General features: G+C 72.4%; 16 protein-coding genes. 2 read left to right on the top strand and 14 right to left on the bottom strand.

Annotated features, from left to right (window positions below; translation table 11 throughout):
- Nucleotides 1-63: 63 nt before the first annotated feature.
- Nucleotides 64-516: a gamma-glutamylcyclotransferase gene (locus ACTIDRAF_RS0210725; protein ID WP_016698738.1), complete on the bottom strand. Its 453-nt coding sequence runs from the start codon at nt 514-516 to the stop codon at nt 64-66.
- Nucleotides 517-687: 171 nt separating this feature from the next.
- Here ACTIDRAF_RS0210725 and ACTIDRAF_RS0210720 point away from each other — a divergent pair, with 171 nt between their 5' ends.
- A complete protein-coding gene (locus tag ACTIDRAF_RS0210720) occupies nt 688-2,094 on the top strand; it encodes an NAD(P)H-quinone dehydrogenase (RefSeq protein WP_016698737.1) in 1,407 nt (468 codons plus the stop codon).
- Between the two features lie 9 nt (nt 2,095-2,103).
- Here the strand turns inward: ACTIDRAF_RS0210720 and glpK are convergent, their stop codons facing one another.
- Entirely contained in the window at nt 2,104-3,621 is a 1,518-nt protein-coding gene (glpK, locus tag ACTIDRAF_RS0210715) for a glycerol kinase GlpK (protein ID WP_016698736.1), read from the bottom strand.
- A 140-nt stretch (nt 3,622-3,761) separates the two neighbouring features.
- Nucleotides 3,762-4,511, bottom strand: a complete 750-nt coding sequence (locus ACTIDRAF_RS0210710; RefSeq protein WP_016698735.1) for an MIP/aquaporin family protein — start codon at nt 4,509-4,511, stop codon at nt 3,762-3,764.
- 358 nt (nt 4,512-4,869) lie between these two features.
- Between ACTIDRAF_RS0210710 and ACTIDRAF_RS0210705 the strand changes: the two genes are divergently transcribed.
- Nucleotides 4,870-6,579, top strand: a complete 1,710-nt coding sequence (locus tag ACTIDRAF_RS0210705; protein ID WP_039786785.1) for a glycerol-3-phosphate dehydrogenase/oxidase — start codon at nt 4,870-4,872, stop codon at nt 6,577-6,579.
- Nucleotides 6,580-6,601: 22 nt separating this feature from the next.
- Here the strand turns inward: ACTIDRAF_RS0210705 and ACTIDRAF_RS0210700 are convergent, their stop codons facing one another.
- From ACTIDRAF_RS0210700 to ACTIDRAF_RS35565, 11 genes are all read right to left on the bottom strand, one after another.
- Nucleotides 6,602-7,465: an ESX secretion-associated protein EspG gene (locus ACTIDRAF_RS0210700; RefSeq protein WP_016698733.1), complete on the bottom strand. Its 864-nt coding sequence runs from the start codon at nt 7,463-7,465 to the stop codon at nt 6,602-6,604.
- Nucleotides 7,465-8,322: a PPE domain-containing protein gene (locus ACTIDRAF_RS31925; RefSeq protein WP_016698732.1), complete on the bottom strand. Its 858-nt coding sequence runs from the start codon at nt 8,320-8,322 to the stop codon at nt 7,465-7,467. Before ACTIDRAF_RS31925 ends, ACTIDRAF_RS0210700 begins: the two co-directional genes overlap by 1 nt.
- Before the next feature lie 23 nt (nt 8,323-8,345).
- Nucleotides 8,346-8,759 (bottom strand): hypothetical protein, encoded by a 414-nt coding sequence (locus ACTIDRAF_RS0210690; RefSeq protein WP_016698731.1) that lies wholly within the window; start codon nt 8,757-8,759, stop codon nt 8,346-8,348.
- A gap of 199 nt (nt 8,760-8,958) precedes the next feature.
- Nucleotides 8,959-9,609, bottom strand: a complete 651-nt coding sequence (locus tag ACTIDRAF_RS0210685; RefSeq protein ID WP_016698730.1) for a DUF3558 domain-containing protein — start codon at nt 9,607-9,609, stop codon at nt 8,959-8,961.
- 36 nt (nt 9,610-9,645) lie between these two features.
- Nucleotides 9,646-10,029, bottom strand: coding sequence for a hypothetical protein (locus tag ACTIDRAF_RS0210680; protein ID WP_016698729.1), 384 nt, complete (start codon nt 10,027-10,029; stop codon nt 9,646-9,648).
- 312 nt (nt 10,030-10,341) lie between these two features.
- On the bottom strand, nt 10,342-11,301 hold the full coding sequence (locus ACTIDRAF_RS28250) for a type III secretion system chaperone family protein (protein ID WP_016698728.1): 960 nt from the start codon (nt 11,299-11,301) through the stop codon (nt 10,342-10,344).
- 387 nt (nt 11,302-11,688) lie between these two features.
- Nucleotides 11,689-12,078, bottom strand: a complete 390-nt coding sequence (locus ACTIDRAF_RS28245; protein WP_016698727.1) for a DUF1707 SHOCT-like domain-containing protein — start codon at nt 12,076-12,078, stop codon at nt 11,689-11,691.
- 44 nt (nt 12,079-12,122) lie between these two features.
- Complete coding sequence (locus ACTIDRAF_RS0210665) at nt 12,123-12,389, bottom strand: hypothetical protein (RefSeq protein ID WP_016698726.1); 267 nt, start codon at nt 12,387-12,389, stop codon at nt 12,123-12,125.
- Nucleotides 12,371-14,182: an acetyl/propionyl/methylcrotonyl-CoA carboxylase subunit alpha gene (locus tag ACTIDRAF_RS0210660; protein WP_245533497.1), complete on the bottom strand. Its 1,812-nt coding sequence runs from the start codon at nt 14,180-14,182 to the stop codon at nt 12,371-12,373. The genes ACTIDRAF_RS0210665 and ACTIDRAF_RS0210660 overlap by 19 nt, the downstream gene beginning before the upstream one ends.
- 314 nt (nt 14,183-14,496) lie before the next feature.
- Entirely contained in the window at nt 14,497-15,948 is a 1,452-nt protein-coding gene (locus ACTIDRAF_RS0210655) for a dicarboxylate/amino acid:cation symporter (RefSeq protein WP_016698724.1), read from the bottom strand.
- Nucleotides 15,949-15,993: 45 nt separating this feature from the next.
- Entirely contained in the window at nt 15,994-16,083 is a 90-nt protein-coding gene (locus ACTIDRAF_RS35565) for a putative leader peptide (protein ID WP_372492994.1), read from the bottom strand.
- Nucleotides 16,084-16,464: the final 381 nt, after the last annotated feature.

Here is a 16,464-nt window from a genome sequence, read left to right as displayed (position 1 = left end):
CGACCAGGCGGCCGGCACCAGCCGTGGCGGGAGCCGGCACGGGTCCGCCCCGCCCGCCGGGGATCAGGGGCCGAGGCCGGTGCAGGGCCTGGTGCGGATCTCGTTGGCGTACTCCCCGGGGGCCCCGGCCGCCTCGGCGGCATCGGCCACCACGCCCAGGTAGCGCGCCGAGGGCAGGCCCCCCTCGTAGGCGTCCAGCACGTAGAACCAGGCCAGGACGGAGCGGTCCAGGGTGTCAACACGGAGCCGGATCTTCTTGTGCAGACCCAGCTCGCAACCCTCCCACCGGTCGAGGTTGCGCTCGTCCTCCGGCGTCACGTCGTAGAGCACCACGAAGACCTGGGAGCCGGGGTCCTCGACGATGGTGGCCAGCGCGCCCTCCCAGCCGATGTCCTCCCCGCCGAAGGTGAGCCGCCAGCCCACGAGCCAGCCGGTGTCCGCCAGCGGCGAGTGCGGGGCCCGTTCCAACATCTGGGCTGGATCCATGTTGGAGGCGTACGCGGCGTAGAGCGGCACCCTGACAGGGTAGCCGTTCGTTGTCGGAACGCTGTCGGGCGCGGGCCTTGGTCCGGTGCCAGGATCGTGCTAGCGGCAGAGCCGGGACCAGGGCCATCGTTCGCGGCGCCGGTGGACAGCGTACGGTTGCGGAGTTCGACGGATGTTCGCTTTTCTACGAAGGAGGACCTGGTGACCCGCGTCGTGATCATGGGGGGCGGCCCGGCCAGCTGGGAAGCGGCCTTGGTCGCAGCGCAGCATGACGCAGAGGTCACGGTGGTCACGCAGGACAGCCTCGGCGGCGCCTGCGTCCTCTACGACTGCGTGCCGTCGAAGACCTTCATCGTCTCCGCCGCCGCCCGCTCCGCGGCGAAGAGCGCTGGCGAACTCGGCATCAACACCAGCGAGGGCCACGCCGAGGTCGACCTCCCGGTGGTGCACGGCCGGGTGAAGGGCCTCGCCCTCGCCCAGTCCGCCGACCTGGAGACCCGGTTGCGCCGGGAGAACGTCCGGGTGGTGCGCGGCTACGCCCGCTTCACCGACGAACACCCCGGACTGGCCACCCACCGGGTGGCGGTGGAGGCGGAGGACGGCCAGGAGGAGGTGCTGGAAGCCGACGTCGTGCTGATCGCCACCGGGGCCACGCCCCGCATCCTCCCCGGCGCCGAACCCGACGGGGAGCGCATCCTCACCTGGCGGCAGATCTACGACCTCCCGGACCTGCCCGAACACCTGGTCGTCATCGGTTCCGGTGTCACCGGCGTCGAGTTCGCCTCCGCCTACACCGAGATGGGCGTCAAGGTCACGATGGTGTCCAGCCGTGACCGGGTCCTCCCGCACGAGGACGCGGACGCTTCCGCGGTGCTGGAGGACGTGTTCGCGGAGCGGGGCACCGAGGTCGTGAAGCACGCCAGGGCGGAGCGGGTGGAACGCGTCGACGGCGGAGTCCGGGTGCACCTCCAGGACGGGCGGGTGGTCGAGGGCAGCCACGCCCTGATGACCGTCGGCTCGGTGCCCAACACCACCGACATCGGACTGGAGCGGGTGGGCATCACCCCGGGGCGCGGTGGCTTCATCCCCGTCGACCGGGTCTCGCGGACCTCGGTGTCCAACGTCTACGCCGCCGGCGACTGCACCGGCGTCCTGCTGCTCGCCTCGGTGGCCGCGATGCAGGGCAGGACCGCCATGTGGCACGCCCTGGGCGGCAGCGTGCAGCCGCTGCGGCTGAAGACGGTGGCCGCCAACGTCTTCACGAACCCGGAGATCGCCACGGTCGGTATCGGAACCGGCGCCATCAACTCCGGTGAGGTGCCGGCCAGGAGCGTGATGCTCCCGCTGGCGACGAACGCGCGCGCGAAGATGGAGGGCCTGCGCCGCGGCTTCATCAAGCTGTTCTGCCGGCCCGCGACCGGGGTGGTCATCGGCGGGGTCGTCGTCGCCCCGTCCGCGAGTGAGCTGATCCTGCCGATCGCGATGGCCGTGCAGAACCAGCTCACCGTGGACGACCTCGCCTACACCTTCTCGGTGTACCCGTCGCTCTCCGGTTCCATCACCGAGGTGGGCCGGCAGCTGATGCGGCCCGCCGACGACCTGGACTGAGCCCGGCCCTCACTCCTCGTCGCCGCTGGCCCAGTCGAAGGTCCTGGTGACCGCCTTCTTCCACTCGCGGTAGCGGGCCTCCCTGGTCTGTTCGGCGAGCGAGGGCTCCCACTGGGTGTCCTGGATCCAGTTGCGCCGGATGTCGTCCTCGCCGCCCCAGAAGCCGACGGCCAGCCCAGCGGCGTAGGCGGCACCCAGTGCCGTCGTCTCGTTCACCTTGGGACGGATCACGGGCACGCCGAGGATGTCGGCCTGGAACTGCATCAGCAGGTCGTTGACGACCATGCCCCCGTCGGCCTTGAGCGCCTTGAGGGCGACACCGGAGTCGGCGTTCATCGCGTCGATGACCTCGCGCGTCTGGAAGGCGGTGGCCTCCAGCACGGCGCGGGCCAGGTGCCCCTTGTTGACGAACCGCGTCAGTCCGACGATCGCGCCCCGGGCGTCGGAGCGCCAGTAGGGTGCGAAGAGGCCGGAGAAGGCGGGCACGAAGTACGCGCCGCCGCTGTCGGACACGGTCGCGGCGAGCCGTTCGACCTCGGGAGCCGAGCCGATGAGCCCCAGGTTGTCCCGCAACCACTGGACCAGCGAGCCGGTGACGGCGATCGAGCCCTCCAGCGCGTAGACCGTCTCCCGTTCGCCCAGCTTGTAGCAGACGGTGGTCAGCAACCCGTTCTGGCTCATCACCTTGTCGGTGCCGGTGTTGAGCAGGACGAAGTTGCCGGTCCCGTAGGTGTTCTTCGCCTCACCGGGGGAGAGGCACGCCTGACCGAAGGTCGCCGCCTGCTGGTCACCGAGGATGCCCGCGATCGGCAGGCCGTTCAGCGCTCCCCGCTGGCTGATGCGCCCGTACTCCTCGGAGGAGGAGCGGATCTCCGGGAGCATCGACAGCGGCACCCCCATCTCGCCGGCGATCTCCTCGTCCCAGCTCAGGGTGTCCAGGTCCATCATGAGCGTGCGGGACGCGTTGGTGGGGTCGGTGACGTGGAGGCCACCGTCCGGACCGCCGGTGAGGTGCCACAGCACCCAGGTGTCCATGTTGCCGAACAGCAGGTCGCCCGCCTCGGCCCTCGACCGGGCGCCCTCGACGTTGTCGAGGATCCACCGGATCTTCGGCCCGGAGAAGTAGGTGGCCAGCGGCAGCCCCGTCCGGTCCCGGTACCGCTCCTGGCCGCCGCCGAGCCGGCCCAGTTCCTCGATGATCCGGTCGGTGCGGGTGTCCTGCCAGACGATCGCGTTGTGGACGGGACGACCGGTCCTGCGATCCCACACGACGGTGGTCTCCCGCTGGTTGGTGATCCCCACCGCGGCGATGTCCGAGGCGACGAGGTCGCCGTTGGCCAGCGCGCCCGCGCACACCTGCCTGGTGTTGCGCCAGATCTCCTCCGGGTCGTGCTCCACCCACCCCGCCCTGGGGAAGATCTGCTCGTGCTCCCGCTGGTCCACGGCGACCACTGCCCCGGAGTGGTCGAACACCATGCACCGGGTCGACGTGGTGCCCTGGTCGATCGCGGCTACGTAGTTGGCCATGCCTCGCCTGCCTCCTCGTGGTTCCGGCCGTTCGAGAGTCGTGGTGCCCGGGTACCGCCGCCACGTCACGTCGGGACCGGGCCGTTGCCCTGGTCATGCCCCCCGGGTGGTGGCGCCACACCCTGGGGCGGCTCCCGGCGTCAGAGCGGCAGCGCCAGGTACAGCAGGGCCGCGAGCGACGCGCCGACCAGCGGCCCGACGACCGGAACCCAGGAGTAGCCCCACTCCGGGCTGCCCTTCCCCCTGATCGGCAGCACCGCGTAGGCGATGCGGGGTCCGAGGTCCCTGGCCGGGTTGATGGCGTACCCGGTCGGACCGCCGAGCGAGGCGCCGATACCGATCACCAGGAAGGCGACGCCGGCGTAACCGAGGGCCGAGTTGCCCAGGACCGGGACGTCACCGGCCCCGACCTCGGCGGCCGGGCTGAGCAGGATCCACAGCAGCAGGACGAACGTTCCGATCACCTCGGTGACGGTGTTCCACGGCCGGTTCTCCACCGCCGGCTGGGTGGAGAAGATGCCGAGGGTGCCCTTCGGGTCGTCGTGGGTGTCGAACTGGAGCTTGTAGGCGGCCCAGGCGATCACCGCGCCCAGGAACGCGCCGATGAGCTGCGCCACCATGTAGACCGGCACGACCGACCACGGGGTGTTGCCCGCGATCGCCTGGCCGAGGGTCACCGCCGGGTTGATGTGCCCGCCGGAGGGGTCGGCGATGCTCGCCCCCGCGAAGACGGCGAAGCCCCAGCCGATCGCGATGAGCAGCCAACCGCCCTCACGTCCCTTGGACCGGCGGAGCACCACGTTCGCCACCACGCCGGCACCGAGGAGGATCAATACCGCGGTGCCCAGCAGCTCCCAGACGAAGATCTCGCCATTGCTGATCGGATCCATCGGTGGCCTCCCCGCGTCGGCGACAGTATGGGTCGGTGGTCAGGCTGTCGCACCTGCGCCGGGCCGGGCGACGGTGCCGCAACCTGTGGGTGCACGGGACGTTACTTCCCGGTAGCGAAAGTGTCCACACTCAACGATCATGGGTGCTGTCGGTCGCGGTGAGCGGCCCGAACGGGCACAGTAGGTGCACGACATGGCGGATGGCCCCACCCGTGGGCTCATCCGGTCGGAGTAGCGTTGACGGAGTCCAGACGTGGACGCCCTGACAGCGGAGGAGGCGGATCCGGTGGCAGACGAACACGGTGCGCACCAGCGGGGCGGGAGGCCCGGCCCTCGGCCGACCGACGCCCAGGCCGTGGTGCCGCCCGGCGCGTTGAGCCCGGCGGAGCGCGACCGCAGCTGGGCGCGTCTCGGGGAGGAGGACTTCGACGTCCTCGTCATCGGCGGCGGCGTCACCGGCGCCGGGGTCGCGCTCGACGCGGCGACCCGGGGGCTCCGGGTGGCGCTCGTCGAGGCCAGGGACCTCGCATCCGGCACCTCGAGCCGGTCGAGCAAACTCTTCCACGGCGGCCTGCGGTACCTGGAGCAGCTGGAGTTCGGCCTGGTCCGCGAGGCCCTGCGGGAACGGGAGCTGATGCTCACCCGGCTCGCCCCGCACCTGGTCAAACCGGTCAGCTTCCTCTACCCGCTGAGCCATCGGCTGTGGGAACGGCCCTACACGGCCGCCGGCCTGCTCCTGTACGACACCATGGGCGGAGCGCGGTCGGTGCCGGGGCAGAAGCACCTCACCAGGGCCGGTGCGCTTCGCCTGTTCCCCGCCCTGCGGCGGGACGCGCTCATCGGCGGGATCCGCTACTACGACGCCCAGTCGGACGACGCCCGGCACACGATGACCCTGGCCAGGACGGCCGCGCAGTACGGCGCCGTGGTGCGGACCTCCACGCAGGTCACCGGGTTCGTCCGGGAGGCCGACCGGGTGGCTGGTGTGCACGTGCGCGACGTCGAGTCGGGAGCCGAGACCTCGGTCACCGCGAACGTCGTGATCAACTGCGCCGGCGTGTGGACCGACGAGCTCCAGCGCCTCTCCGGCAGCCGGGGCCGGTTCCGCGTGGAGGCCAGCAAGGGCGTGCACATCGTCGTCCCCCGGGACCGCATCGTCGCCGAGTCCGGCCTGATCCTGCGGACCGAGAAGTCGGTGCTCTTCGTCATCCCGTGGCGCAACCACTGGATCATCGGGACGACCGACACCGAGTGGAACCTCGACCTGGCCCACCCGGCGGCGACCCGGGCGGACATCGACTACATCCTGGAACACGTCAACTCGGTACTGGCGACCCCGCTGACCCACGAGGACATCGAAGGCGTGTACGCGGGCCTGCGCCCGCTCCTCGCGGGGGAGAGCGAGGACACCTCGAAGCTCTCCCGGGAACACGCCGTCGCCAGGCCCGCTCCTGGCCTGATCGCGATCGCGGGCGGCAAGTACACCACCTACCGCGTGATGGCGGCCGACGCCGTCGACGCGGCGGCGGCCGACCTGCCCAACCGCATCCCGGCCTCCATCACCGACAAGGTCCCGCTGCTGGGCGCCGACGGGTACCACGCGCTGGTCAACCAGGCCGACCAGCTCGCCGCCCGGCACGGACTGCACCCCTACCGCGTCCGGCACCTCCTGGACCGCTACGGCTCGCTGGTGCACCAGGTCCTCGCCGAGGCGGCGGACGACCCGGAACTGCTCAAACCCGTCCCGGGATCGCCTGACTACCTCCAGGTCGAGATCGTCTACGCCGCCAGCCACGAGGGCGCGCTGCACCTGGAGGACGTCCTCACGCGTCGCACCAGGATCTCCATCGAGTACCCGCACCGGGGGGTGGACTCCGCCGAGGCGGCGGCACGGCTGATGGGCCGCGTGCTGGGCTGGGACGAGGACACCGTGCGGGAGGAGGTCCGCGTCTACGTCGCGCGGGTCGAGGCCGAGCGGGAGTCGCAGACCGAACCGGACGACCAGACCGCGGACGCCAGGAGAGCCGCGGCTCCGGAGGCCCGGCCCCGGCTGGAGGCCACCGCCTGACGGTTCCGCCGAGGAGGCGGGATCACGGCGCCGGCCAGGAGGCACCCACGACGTGCCCGTTCGAGGGCAGCCCGACCGCGGCCTGCCCTCGGACCTCGGCGAGCATGTCCTCGACGTGCTGGACCAACCGGCGGGAGTCCACCGGCGACAGCACGGACCACCGGGAGCCGTCGGGAGCCGCCCGCCGGGTCTGGAGGTAGCGGCCCTTGGGGGTGTCGAAGAAGGCGATGACGCGGTCGAGCCGCCGACGGCTTCCCCAGCCGTCCCGGCGCGCTACCCCGAACTGGCCCCGGTCGCCGGCCTCCCGGACCATCTCGGCGAGCGTGCGGGCGTCCTCCTCCCGCACGCCCCGGCCGCACAGGGCGGTGCGCAGGGCGTCCGCCGAGCTGCCGGCCCTCGCGGCCGCGCTGTCCAGCTGCTCGGCCCGCAGGGTCACGGAGTGGCCCGGCCCGGCGGGGCGAGCGGGTGCGGTCGCGACGGCGGCCCTGGCCAGGCCGCTCCCCTCCACCGCGCGCAGGGTCACGCGTTTGTGCTCGAGGACCGCCAACACGCCCCGGCCCCTGGTGGACGCGGCGAGGACCCGGACCCGGCGTTGCCCGAGCCAGAGCCGGCCGTCCACCTCCACGTCAGGTCGTTCCAGGCGCAGCAGCAGCGAGCGCAGCTCCCCGTGGACCGCGCCGGGGCAGCCGAGACCTCGTTGCCCGAGGTCGCGCCACGCCGCCTCCTCCAACCAGGCCCGCTCCTCGAACGTCCGGCCCGGCGAGTCGACCCTGATCACCAGCGGCTGGTCACCAAGCCCCAGGTGGTGCCACAGCACGTCGAACTCCAGCGCGCTCAGCGCGAACGGGTCGTCCGAGTGCCGGGCGAACACGTCGAGTAAGGCCATCAGGCGGTGCCTCCGCCGATGACGGGGGCGGCCACCCGGTGGTCGCTGCCGTAGAGGTCGACGGTCTCGGTGGCGCTGGTGCCGCCCGGCGGAACGGCGGGCGGGTCGGGCTCGTGCTCCCCGGTCGGGGCGGGGGCGGCCGTCCGGACGGGCGGCCGGGGGAAGCGGAGTTGGCGTTGCCCGGGAGTGGTCCCGGGACCCCGGAGGGACGACGGCGTGCCCCGGGGGGTCGAATGCCCGGGACGGGCAGCGGGCGTGGGCACCCGCAGGGAGAGCAGGGGCCGGCCCGCGGCCGTCCCGTCCCCTCGGACCAGGTCGGGGGCCTGCACGACCACTTCGGGGGGAGGCCGGAACGTCGCCAGCATCGTCGTGGCGCTCGCGGTGCTCACCTCGTAGGTGGTCATCACCTCGAACGCCCGGGCTTCCGCGTCGCGCCGCGCCGACTCCTGCTCCTCGTAGTCGGACTGGCCGCCGAACAGGGAGCGGAGGTTGTCCAGCAGCCCGGGTTCCTCGGCGGTGACCTGGACCGGCGGGGGCATGTCCGCGCGGGCCTTGCTGACGTTCTCCGCCTGCGTCTCTGCGGCCTTGCGCATCAGGTCGGCGAGCTCCCTGGCCTCCCGCGCCCAGTCCCGCAGCGGTCCGAGGCCGTCCCGCGCGCTCTCCGCCGCCGCGCCCTGCCAGGAGGTGGTGGAGCGGAGCAGCGCCTCGTGGACGTCCTGGTCGATCTCACCCAACGCGTTCGCCATCGCGGCCCACCGGTCACTGGCGGTGTGGGAGGCGTCCGGCCCGGGGCCCGAGTGGAGCTGTTCGTACAGCTCCTCGTGCGTGTAACCGTTCCAGCGGTGCGCGCCGCCCATGTTTCAGCACCCCCACGGGTAGATCAGCAGTACGTGTCCCAGGAAGCGGAGTTGTCCCCCTCGATGACCTGGTACTGCTCGTTGGCCATCCGGAGGGAACCCGCGGCGGACTGGAGTTGGTCGCGATATCCGCACAGCGCCTCGAACGCCGCCGCACTGCTCCCGAAGGAGCTTTCGTTGAAGCGCTCCGCCGCGCGTTGGCTGACCGGGTCGCCGGCCCACGGAATGATCCTGAGGTCGTTGAAGGCGTGCTCGATCTGCGGACCGAGCTGGTCGAGCGCGTGCTGGAGGGAACTGATGAGTTCCGGAATCGCCTGCGGTTCGATCTCCAGGTGACCTCCGCCGCCCGGAACCGTGCCGTCCTCGCCGGAGGATGGCGATGGTGTCGACGGGCCGGCGGGACCGTGCCCGTCGTCGGGACTGTGGCTGGATGGCACGACAACCTCCCTACCTGCGACCGTGCTGAAGCTTAGCCCGCCGTGATGACGTTGGGGAGTTACCTGATCGCGGACAGTGCGTCATTCAGTAGAACAGTCGACGGCCCAAAACCCAATTCCCGCTGACGAGTGAAGGATGAGTTCGGTGTGTAGTGGGCCTACTCCGTGCAGGGCGTTTTGTTGACTTGATCCGGCGAAATCAACCCGATGGTGGGGCGCTTTCGTGTTCCTCCGCCGCGATGCCGAACCGGTCGCGGAGATTCGTCGTGACGATCTCGGCCACCCGCTCGGCCCCGGCGCAGAGCTGGTCGAGACCGGGGGGCGGGCTCCCCCCGTCGTCCCGGTAGAGGACGTCGAGGAACTGCCCCTCGGCGACGTCGACCTCGACGTTGCAGACGCCCTCCTGTCCGGGGGTGCGCACCACGAGCGCCGGAAACCCGGCCGACGAGACGTGGTCCACCTCGACCTGCGCCGTGTCGTCCGTCCACACCCCCACTCCCTCGATGGTGACCAGCGCGAGCCGGGCTCCCACCAGGTTCTGCGCGCTCCGCAGGCTGCACGTCGCGGCTTCCCCGAACCCGTTCTCCACGCCGGGCACCGGTGGGCGGTCGATGCCGAGTTGGACCCGGTCCTCCCGGCTGAGCAGCGCACAGGGGTCGAGCCCGTCGATCGGCATCTCGGCGGGTCGTGGCGGCGGAGGGGGGAGTGACGAGGTCGGCAGAGGGGCCAGCAGGTGCGACGGCGGCTCCCGGAGAGCGGCACGACCACCGGCCTCCGCCACGCAGCCGGTCGTGAGCAGGACGGCGGCGACGGAGCCGACCAGCCGTCGTCCGGAGGTGAACCCGCGCATGGGCCGTACCGTAACCCACGGAACGGATCGAGTCAGCTACGCACGGTGCGGCTCGGTGTGTGCCGGTCCCGCTTCCACCGCCGAACCGGTGGCGGCCATGCACCAGGGGAGCGCGTGCGCCGCGCCAGCACCGCCGCACCAGGCCGGGTCGGGCGGTCGGCCCTGGCGGAACCCGAGGGCGCCGGCGAGACCGTCGGCCTCCGGTGTGCGGCGCATCCACAGCCAACCGAGGGCGAGACCCGCGAAAGCGAAACCGACGACGGCGGTGAGCGCCCCGCGCAGCGTGTCCGGCGCTGTCCCCCCGGGCGGGCACCACCACCGCAGCTCGGCGGAGTTCCCCGAGGAGCCGGCTCCCGGCCTGCCGGGGACAAGGACCACCTCGGCGCGCAGCGCGCCGCTGGTCGGCTCGGCCACGGCCACGAGAACAGCTCGTCGCGCCGCCACTGCTCGGACCGGCGGGTCACGTAGGCGCGGGCGCCGGCGCGGTCGAGGGGAGAGCCGACTCCCATCACGGCGCGGACGGCGGCGTCGTCCGAGGCGGTAACCAGCGCCGGGCAGTCGTCGAGCGCGCCGTCCGCGCGCAGCCGCCGCAGGTACGCCACACCCGCGTTGATCTCCACGTGGTCCACGCGAGGAGGGTAGGGCTTACCGGTGTTGTCGGCGGGGCCGCCACCACGGCACCCGGCCGGCGGGAGCCCACCACGAGGGCGGTCACGGGCCGCCGGCCAGACCTCACCAGCGGGGTGGCGGCGGTGGTTGCCCGGGCGCGCCGGCGGGGGGAGGGGGAACGTTCCAAGCAGGACCGGCGCCACCCGGCGCTCCGGACTCCGGGTGGCCGGGATGCCAAGCGGGCGGGGCACCCGGCGTGGCGGAGGGGGCGGGGGGCGGAGCGTGCCCACCGGCACCGTGCGCCGGACCGGCCGGGACGCCGGCGATGCCCTGCGGCGGCAGCGGCGCGGCGGGCGGTGGTCCCGACGAGGTTCCCGGGGTGCGCGGCGTGCGGTAACCGCCCCCACCGTCGTTCCAGACGAACTGGGGAATCCGCTCCAGGAAGTCCACCAGGTAGTCCAGCATCGAGGTGGCCCGCGGCAGGTCCAGCGTCCCGCTCTCCCAGGTCACCAGGTCGACGTTCTCGAAGCGGAGCGGGAACCGGACGGCCCGCGCGTCGGCCAGCATCCACTCCATCGTGCGCGGGTGCAGGACGTCGTAGGCGAACTTGTCGTCCACGGTGTTGATGCGGAAGGTGCGGTTGAAGTCCTCGCTCTCCAACCGCAGGTCGTGCCCGCCGAAGAGGTTCATCAGCCGGTGTCCGAAGTGCTCCCGGCCGATCTGGAGCGAGGGCCACGGGGTGCCGCGTTCCGCCGAGGCGCAGGCCACCAGGTTCGTGATGGTGACGGTACGCCGGTTCTTCCCCGAGCCCCGCTTCTCCTTGTAGACGTACTGGAACGCCGCGACACGCCAACCCCGGTGGCGTCCGACGAGGACGTGCCTCGCCGTGCGGCCGAAGCCCCTGTTGAACGGGGGCCCCTGGAACCTTCCGACCCAGCGCTGGTCGTTGGGGTGGTAGACCCAGCCGTGATGAGCGGCCCAGGCGCCCAACTCGGCCGCCAGCCGCCGGTCGCGTCGGCGTTGGACGATCGCCGCGACCGCGCTTCCGACGGCCACCAGCACCATGATCACGAGCTGCGGCATCCCGGGCTCCCCTCGTCACCGGCCGGACGACGATCTCCGTCCGCCGTGTCCCCCGTTCGGTGGGTACCAATGGCGCCGGCGCGCCGTCAAGCGGAACGGGGGAATCCGGCGGCCGCGGGTGACGGCCGTCGCTGCCCCGGGCCGTGCGGGGGCCACAAGCCCGAGCCACCGGCGCGGAACCCGCGGGGATGGACCGGAGGTGACAACGACGAGCCTGGCCAGGCGCAGCGGAACCCCGGACCCGGTGGCGCCGGCGACCACCGAGCGGCACCTCGACGTCGGACGCGTCCGACGAACGCCACACCCAACACGACCACGAGCCCCGACCACCACCCACCAGCCAGCCCCGGCCGGCGCACCAGGTGAGGGGCGGGGAGGGGTTCCACCTCAGCGGCGGGGGCGCAGCACCAGGGTCACCACCAGGGGGAGCAGCAGGACCAGCGGGTTGCGCACGACGAAGGCGATCGCCAGGCCGGCGACCCAGCAGACCGCGATCGTGGCGACCGTCGGAAGGTCGAGGGCGCCGGCGTGGCGTCGCGGTTCCAGGTCGTGCCGTGGTCGGGGCGGCGGACGCAGGAACTCGGGACGGGGTTCCGGCAGGTCCACGAAGAGCCGGGCGATGTCCCCCCGCGTCACGGCGGAGGACGCCCGTGCGGCGCGGTCCCCGTAGTCCTCCGCGCCCAGACGACCGGCGCTCAGGTGTTCGCCGAGCAACCGCACCGCCTCGGCTCGCTCGGCGTCCCCGATCCGGACGTCTGGTGACGGAAAGTCCTCCACGAACGCCGATGTTACGTTCGCCGGCGCGGCGGAGCGGACCTCGGTCAGTCGAGTGCGCTGGTGAACCCGTGGAGGGGGAGCGCCAGCTCGTCCAGCCGGTCCCGCAGGGCCGCCGCCGGTTCTCCCGTCGGGGTCCTGAGCAGTTCGACGACCCAGTCGGCGTCCTCGGCGTCGTCCTCGCCGGCGAGCAGTTCACGGTGCACGGTCGCCGGTCGCCAGCCCTCCTCGGCCAGGCCGTCGGCCAGCAGCTCGGCGTCGGCCCGGTCGGGGAGGACTACCAGGACCCCGCCGTTCAGTCCTTGATCTCGCACAGCACGGTGCCCTGGCTGACGGTGTCCCCGGCGCTGGTCGTCAGCCCGGTGATCGTCCCCGCCCGGTGCGCGGTCACCGGGTTCTCCATCTTCATCGCCTCGAGCACCGCGACCAGATCGCCGGCGGAGACCTGGTCGCCGTCGGCGACCGCCAGTTTGACGACGGTCCCCTGCATGGGTGCGGTGACCGCGTCCCCGGACACGGCGACGGTCCGCCCACCACCGCGGCGACGCGGCGTCGGCTTCGTCGCCGCGGCCTTCGGGCCTTGGCCGCTCCCCGAGGTGAGCCCGGCCGGAAGCGACACCTCGAGCCGACGCCCACCGACCTCGACGACCACGGACTCCCTCGGCCCGTCCTCGCCGGCCGGTTCCGCGCCCGAGGTGAAGGGCTCGATCGTGTTGTCGAACTCGGTCTCGATCCACCGGGTGTGCACGGCGAACCCGTCCTCGGCGGTGAAGGCCGGGTCGCGCACGACCGCGCGGTGGAAGGGCAGCACGGTCGCCATCCCCTCGACGGCGAACTCGTCCAGCGCCCGGCGGGCCCTGGCGAGCGCCTCCGCCCTCGTGCGGCCGGTGACGACGAGCTTGGCCAGCAGCGAGTCGAACTGACCGCCGATGACGCTGCCCGTCTCGACACCCGCGTCGACCCGGACACCCGGTCCGCTCGGGGGCACGAACCGGGTCACGGTCCCGGGAGCGGGGAGGAAGTTGCGGCCGGCGTCCTCGCCGTTGATCCGGAACTCGATCGAGTGGCCGTGCGGCACCGGATCGGCGGCGAGCTCGAGCGGCAGGCCCTCGGCGATCCGGAACTGCTCCCGGACGAGGTCGATGCCGGTGGTCTCCTCGCTCACGGGGTGCTCCACCTGGAGGCGGGTGTTGACCTCGAGGAAGGAGATCGTGCCGTCCGTGCCGACCAGGAACTCCACGGTGCCCGCGCCGTGGTAACCGGCTTCCAGGCAGATCGCCCGGGCGGCCTCGTGGATGGTGGCGTGCTGCTCCTCGCTGAGGAAGGGCGCCGGAGCCTCCTCGACGAGCTTCTGGTGGCGGCGCTGGAGCGAGCAGTCCCGGGTGCCGACCACCACGACGCGGCCGTGCTGGTCCGCGAGGACCTGGGCCTCGACGTGGCGCGGCCGGTCCAGGTACCGCTCCACGAAGCACTCGCCCCGGCCGAAGGCCGCCTCGGCCTCCCGGACGGCGCTGTCGAACAGCTCGGGGATCTCCTCGAGGGTCCTGGCGACCTTGAGGCCACGACCGCCACCGCCGAAGGCCGCCTTGATCGCGACCGGCAGGCCGTGTTCGGTCGCGAAGGCCACGACCTCCTCCGGCCCGGAGACCGGGTCCTTGGTGCCGGGCACCAGCGGAGCACCGGCCTTCGTCGCGAGGTGCCGGGCGGTGACCTTGTCCCCCAGGTCGCGGATCGCCTGCGGCGTCGGGCCGATCCAGGTCAACCCGGCCTTCGTCACGGCCTCGGCGAAGTCCGCGTTCTCCGAGAGGAAGCCGTACCCCGGGTGGACCGCGTCCGCGCCGCTGCGCTCGGCGGCGTCCAGCAGCTTGTCGACGGACAGGTAGCTGTCGGCCGCCGTGTCGCCGCCGAGGGCGAAGGCCTCGTCCGCCAACCGCACGAACGGAGCGTCCCGATCCGGGTCGGCGTACACCGCGACGCTGCTCAGTCCGGCGTCCCGGCAGGCCCGGACCACCCTGACGGCGATCTCACCGCGATTGGCGATCAGCACCTTGCGCAGGGGGCGGATCTCGACACTCGCCCCGGTTCCGGTGCCGTGTTCGGCTGCCAACTCGGGCACGCTCAACCTCCTCGCCTGGCACGTCGTCGCCGACGGCCGGCCCGACCACAGTTTGCTGGGGCCCTGGCCGCGCCGCTGGCGCGGCGAGTGGCGGACCGAAGGACGCGTCCTGGCACAAAACCCCTGATCGATGCTCGCTGCCCGGAGGGGGGAACGGTCATGGCGAAGCCCTACCAAAGGCGGGGCCAGTTTCTGTCGCTGCTCGACAGCTGCCCGGGCGGCGCGTGCCCCAACCCTCCGTCGAAAGCGAACCGGGTCGCCCTTTTGGCGGAGCGGTACCCGGTTCGCTGGCGGTGGCCGCGCGGTCAGCCGACGGCAGGGGAACGTCCCTCACCGGCCGGCACCGGCGGGTCCTCGTGGTCGGTGGCCGAGGTGGTCCGCCCGCCGGCCGCGTCCTCGCCCGCCGGTCCGCCGTCCACGCCGCCGGCCGACCCGGTCTCCTGGGTGAGCGGCGGTGCGGTGGGGTCGAGCAGGGAGCTGTCCCGGGAGACCAGTGTCTCCCGGTCCAGAAGCCCCTCGCTCCGTGCGACCAGGACCGGGACGACGATCTGACCGGCCACGTTGGTCGCGGTCCTGATCATGTCGAGGATCGGGTCGATGGCGAAGACGAGCGCGACCCCCTCCAACGGCAGACCGACGGTGCTCAGCGTCAGGGTGAGCATCGTGAACCACCCCGTCACGCCGGCCGTGGCCGACGAACCGACCACGGCGACCAGCACGATCAGCAGGTAGTCGGTGAGGGTGAGCGTCTCACCGTAGAACTGGGCGATGAAGATGGTCGCGATGGCCGGGTAGATGGCGGCGCACCCGTCCATCTTGGTGGTCACGCCCAGGGGCACCGCGAAGCTCGCGTACCGCGAGTCGACGCCGAGGTTGACGGCGGTCCGGGTGCTCAGCGGGAGCGTGGCCCCCGAGGAGCGGGAGACGAACGCGAACTGGAGGACGGGCCAGGCCTTCCGGAAGAACAGCAGTGGATTGACGCCGGCGACCAGCCGGAGCAGCAGCGGGTAGACGGCGAGCAGCACGACGAAGCACGCGACGTAGACGGAGACGCCGAGGCGCAGCAGGGGCGCCAGGGTCTCCCCGACGCCGTAGGTGGCCACGGCACGGCCGATGAGACCGAGGACGCCGAGCGGTGCGAGCAGCACCAGCCACCACAGCACCTTCTGCACGATCTCCAACGCGGAGCGGTTGAAGGCGATGAAGGGAGCGGCCCTGTCGTTCAGCGTGTAGGCGGCGATCCCGGTGACCACGGAGATCACCACCACCTGGAGCACCGCTCCGTCGGCGAAGGCGGCGAAGAGGTTGTTCGGCACCAGGCCGGTCAGGAAGTCCAGCCAGGAACCGGGCTGCCGCTCGGCCAGCGACTCCACCGTCTCGGGATCGGGCTGGATCGCGACGCCCTCCCCCGGCCGGCTCAGCAGACCGGTCGCCAACCCGATCAGCACCGCGATCAGGGAGGTGATGGCGAACCAGAGCAGGGTCTTCCCCCCGAGGCGGGCGACCGCTCCCGGGCCCCGACCGAGGTTGCGGAGGTTGGCGATGCTCACGACGATCGCCGTGAAGATCAGCGGCACCACGGTGACCTGCAACGCGCTCACGTAGGAGGAACCGAGGGTGGCCAGGGTGGTGGTCAGCCAGTCCCATTCGAGGGACCTGGCGGCCAGGCCGAGCAACAGGCCGAGCAGCAGGGCGGCGAGGACCTGGATGGCGAGACTGGGACGGAGGGATCTGCGGCGGGCGGTCGCCTCGGACATGGGGGGACTCCTGGATGAGTGCGGGCGGTCGGACGCTGAGTCGGATCAGCGACCCGGACAGGTGGCACTCGCCAACCGGCAGTAGTCGACGTGGCGACGGCGGGTCAGCAGGGGAGTCCTGTAACGGCTTCGCATAGCGGGGTCTCTAACCCCTTCGAGTGAAGATCTCTTCCCGTTCCGCGCCGATTGTGGTCGCGCTCACCGCCAGCTGACACCGCCGCCCGGACCAGCGGGGGATGAGTTCTCCGTCACCGGGCCGAGCCCGCCCTGTTCGTGGCCGCGCCCGCCGCCGCCCTGCCGGGGATCGTCGTGATCCGGGCGGGGCCGGCGGACAGGCCCGGCTCGGTCCCGGCGCTCACCCGGTCGAGGGAAGGCGGGGCACGGTGGGTGGGGCCAGCCCGTGCGCGGCGACCCGGGCGGGCAGGGGGAACGGGAGCGCGGGCGAGCGGGAGGCCGTGGACGGCGGCGCCACCGCCGGCCCTCGGCGTCGGTGGCCACCCGCCGCGCGAGGTGTTC

Source organism: Actinoalloteichus spitiensis RMV-1378 (genome assembly GCF_000239155.1).
Taxonomy (GTDB): Bacteria; Actinomycetota; Actinomycetes; order Mycobacteriales; family Pseudonocardiaceae; genus Actinoalloteichus_B; species Actinoalloteichus_B spitiensis.
This window is presented reverse-complemented; position numbering and strand designations above follow the sequence as displayed.

Coding starts and splice junctions, on each gene's coding strand:
- glpK (WP_016698736.1), bottom strand. CDS start 3,621: ATGGCCAACTACGTAGCCGCGATCGACCAGGGCACCACGTCGACCCGG.
- ACTIDRAF_RS0210710 (WP_016698735.1), bottom strand. CDS start 4,511: ATGGATCCGATCAGCAATGGCGAGATCTTCGTCTGGGAGCTGCTGGGC.
- ACTIDRAF_RS0210700 (WP_016698733.1), bottom strand. CDS start 7,465: ATGGCCTTACTCGACGTGTTCGCCCGGCACTCGGACGACCCGTTCGCG.
- ACTIDRAF_RS31925 (WP_016698732.1), bottom strand. CDS start 8,322: ATGGGCGGCGCGCACCGCTGGAACGGTTACACGCACGAGGAGCTGTAC.
- ACTIDRAF_RS0210685 (WP_016698730.1), bottom strand. CDS start 9,609: ATGCGCGGGTTCACCTCCGGACGACGGCTGGTCGGCTCCGTCGCCGCC.
- ACTIDRAF_RS28250 (WP_016698728.1), bottom strand. CDS start 11,301: ATGCCGCAGCTCGTGATCATGGTGCTGGTGGCCGTCGGAAGCGCGGTC.
- ACTIDRAF_RS0210655 (WP_016698724.1), bottom strand. CDS start 15,948: ATGTCCGAGGCGACCGCCCGCCGCAGATCCCTCCGTCCCAGTCTCGCC.
- ACTIDRAF_RS35565 (WP_372492994.1), bottom strand. CDS start 16,083: ATGCGAAGCCGTTACAGGACTCCCCTGCTGACCCGCCGTCGCCACGTC.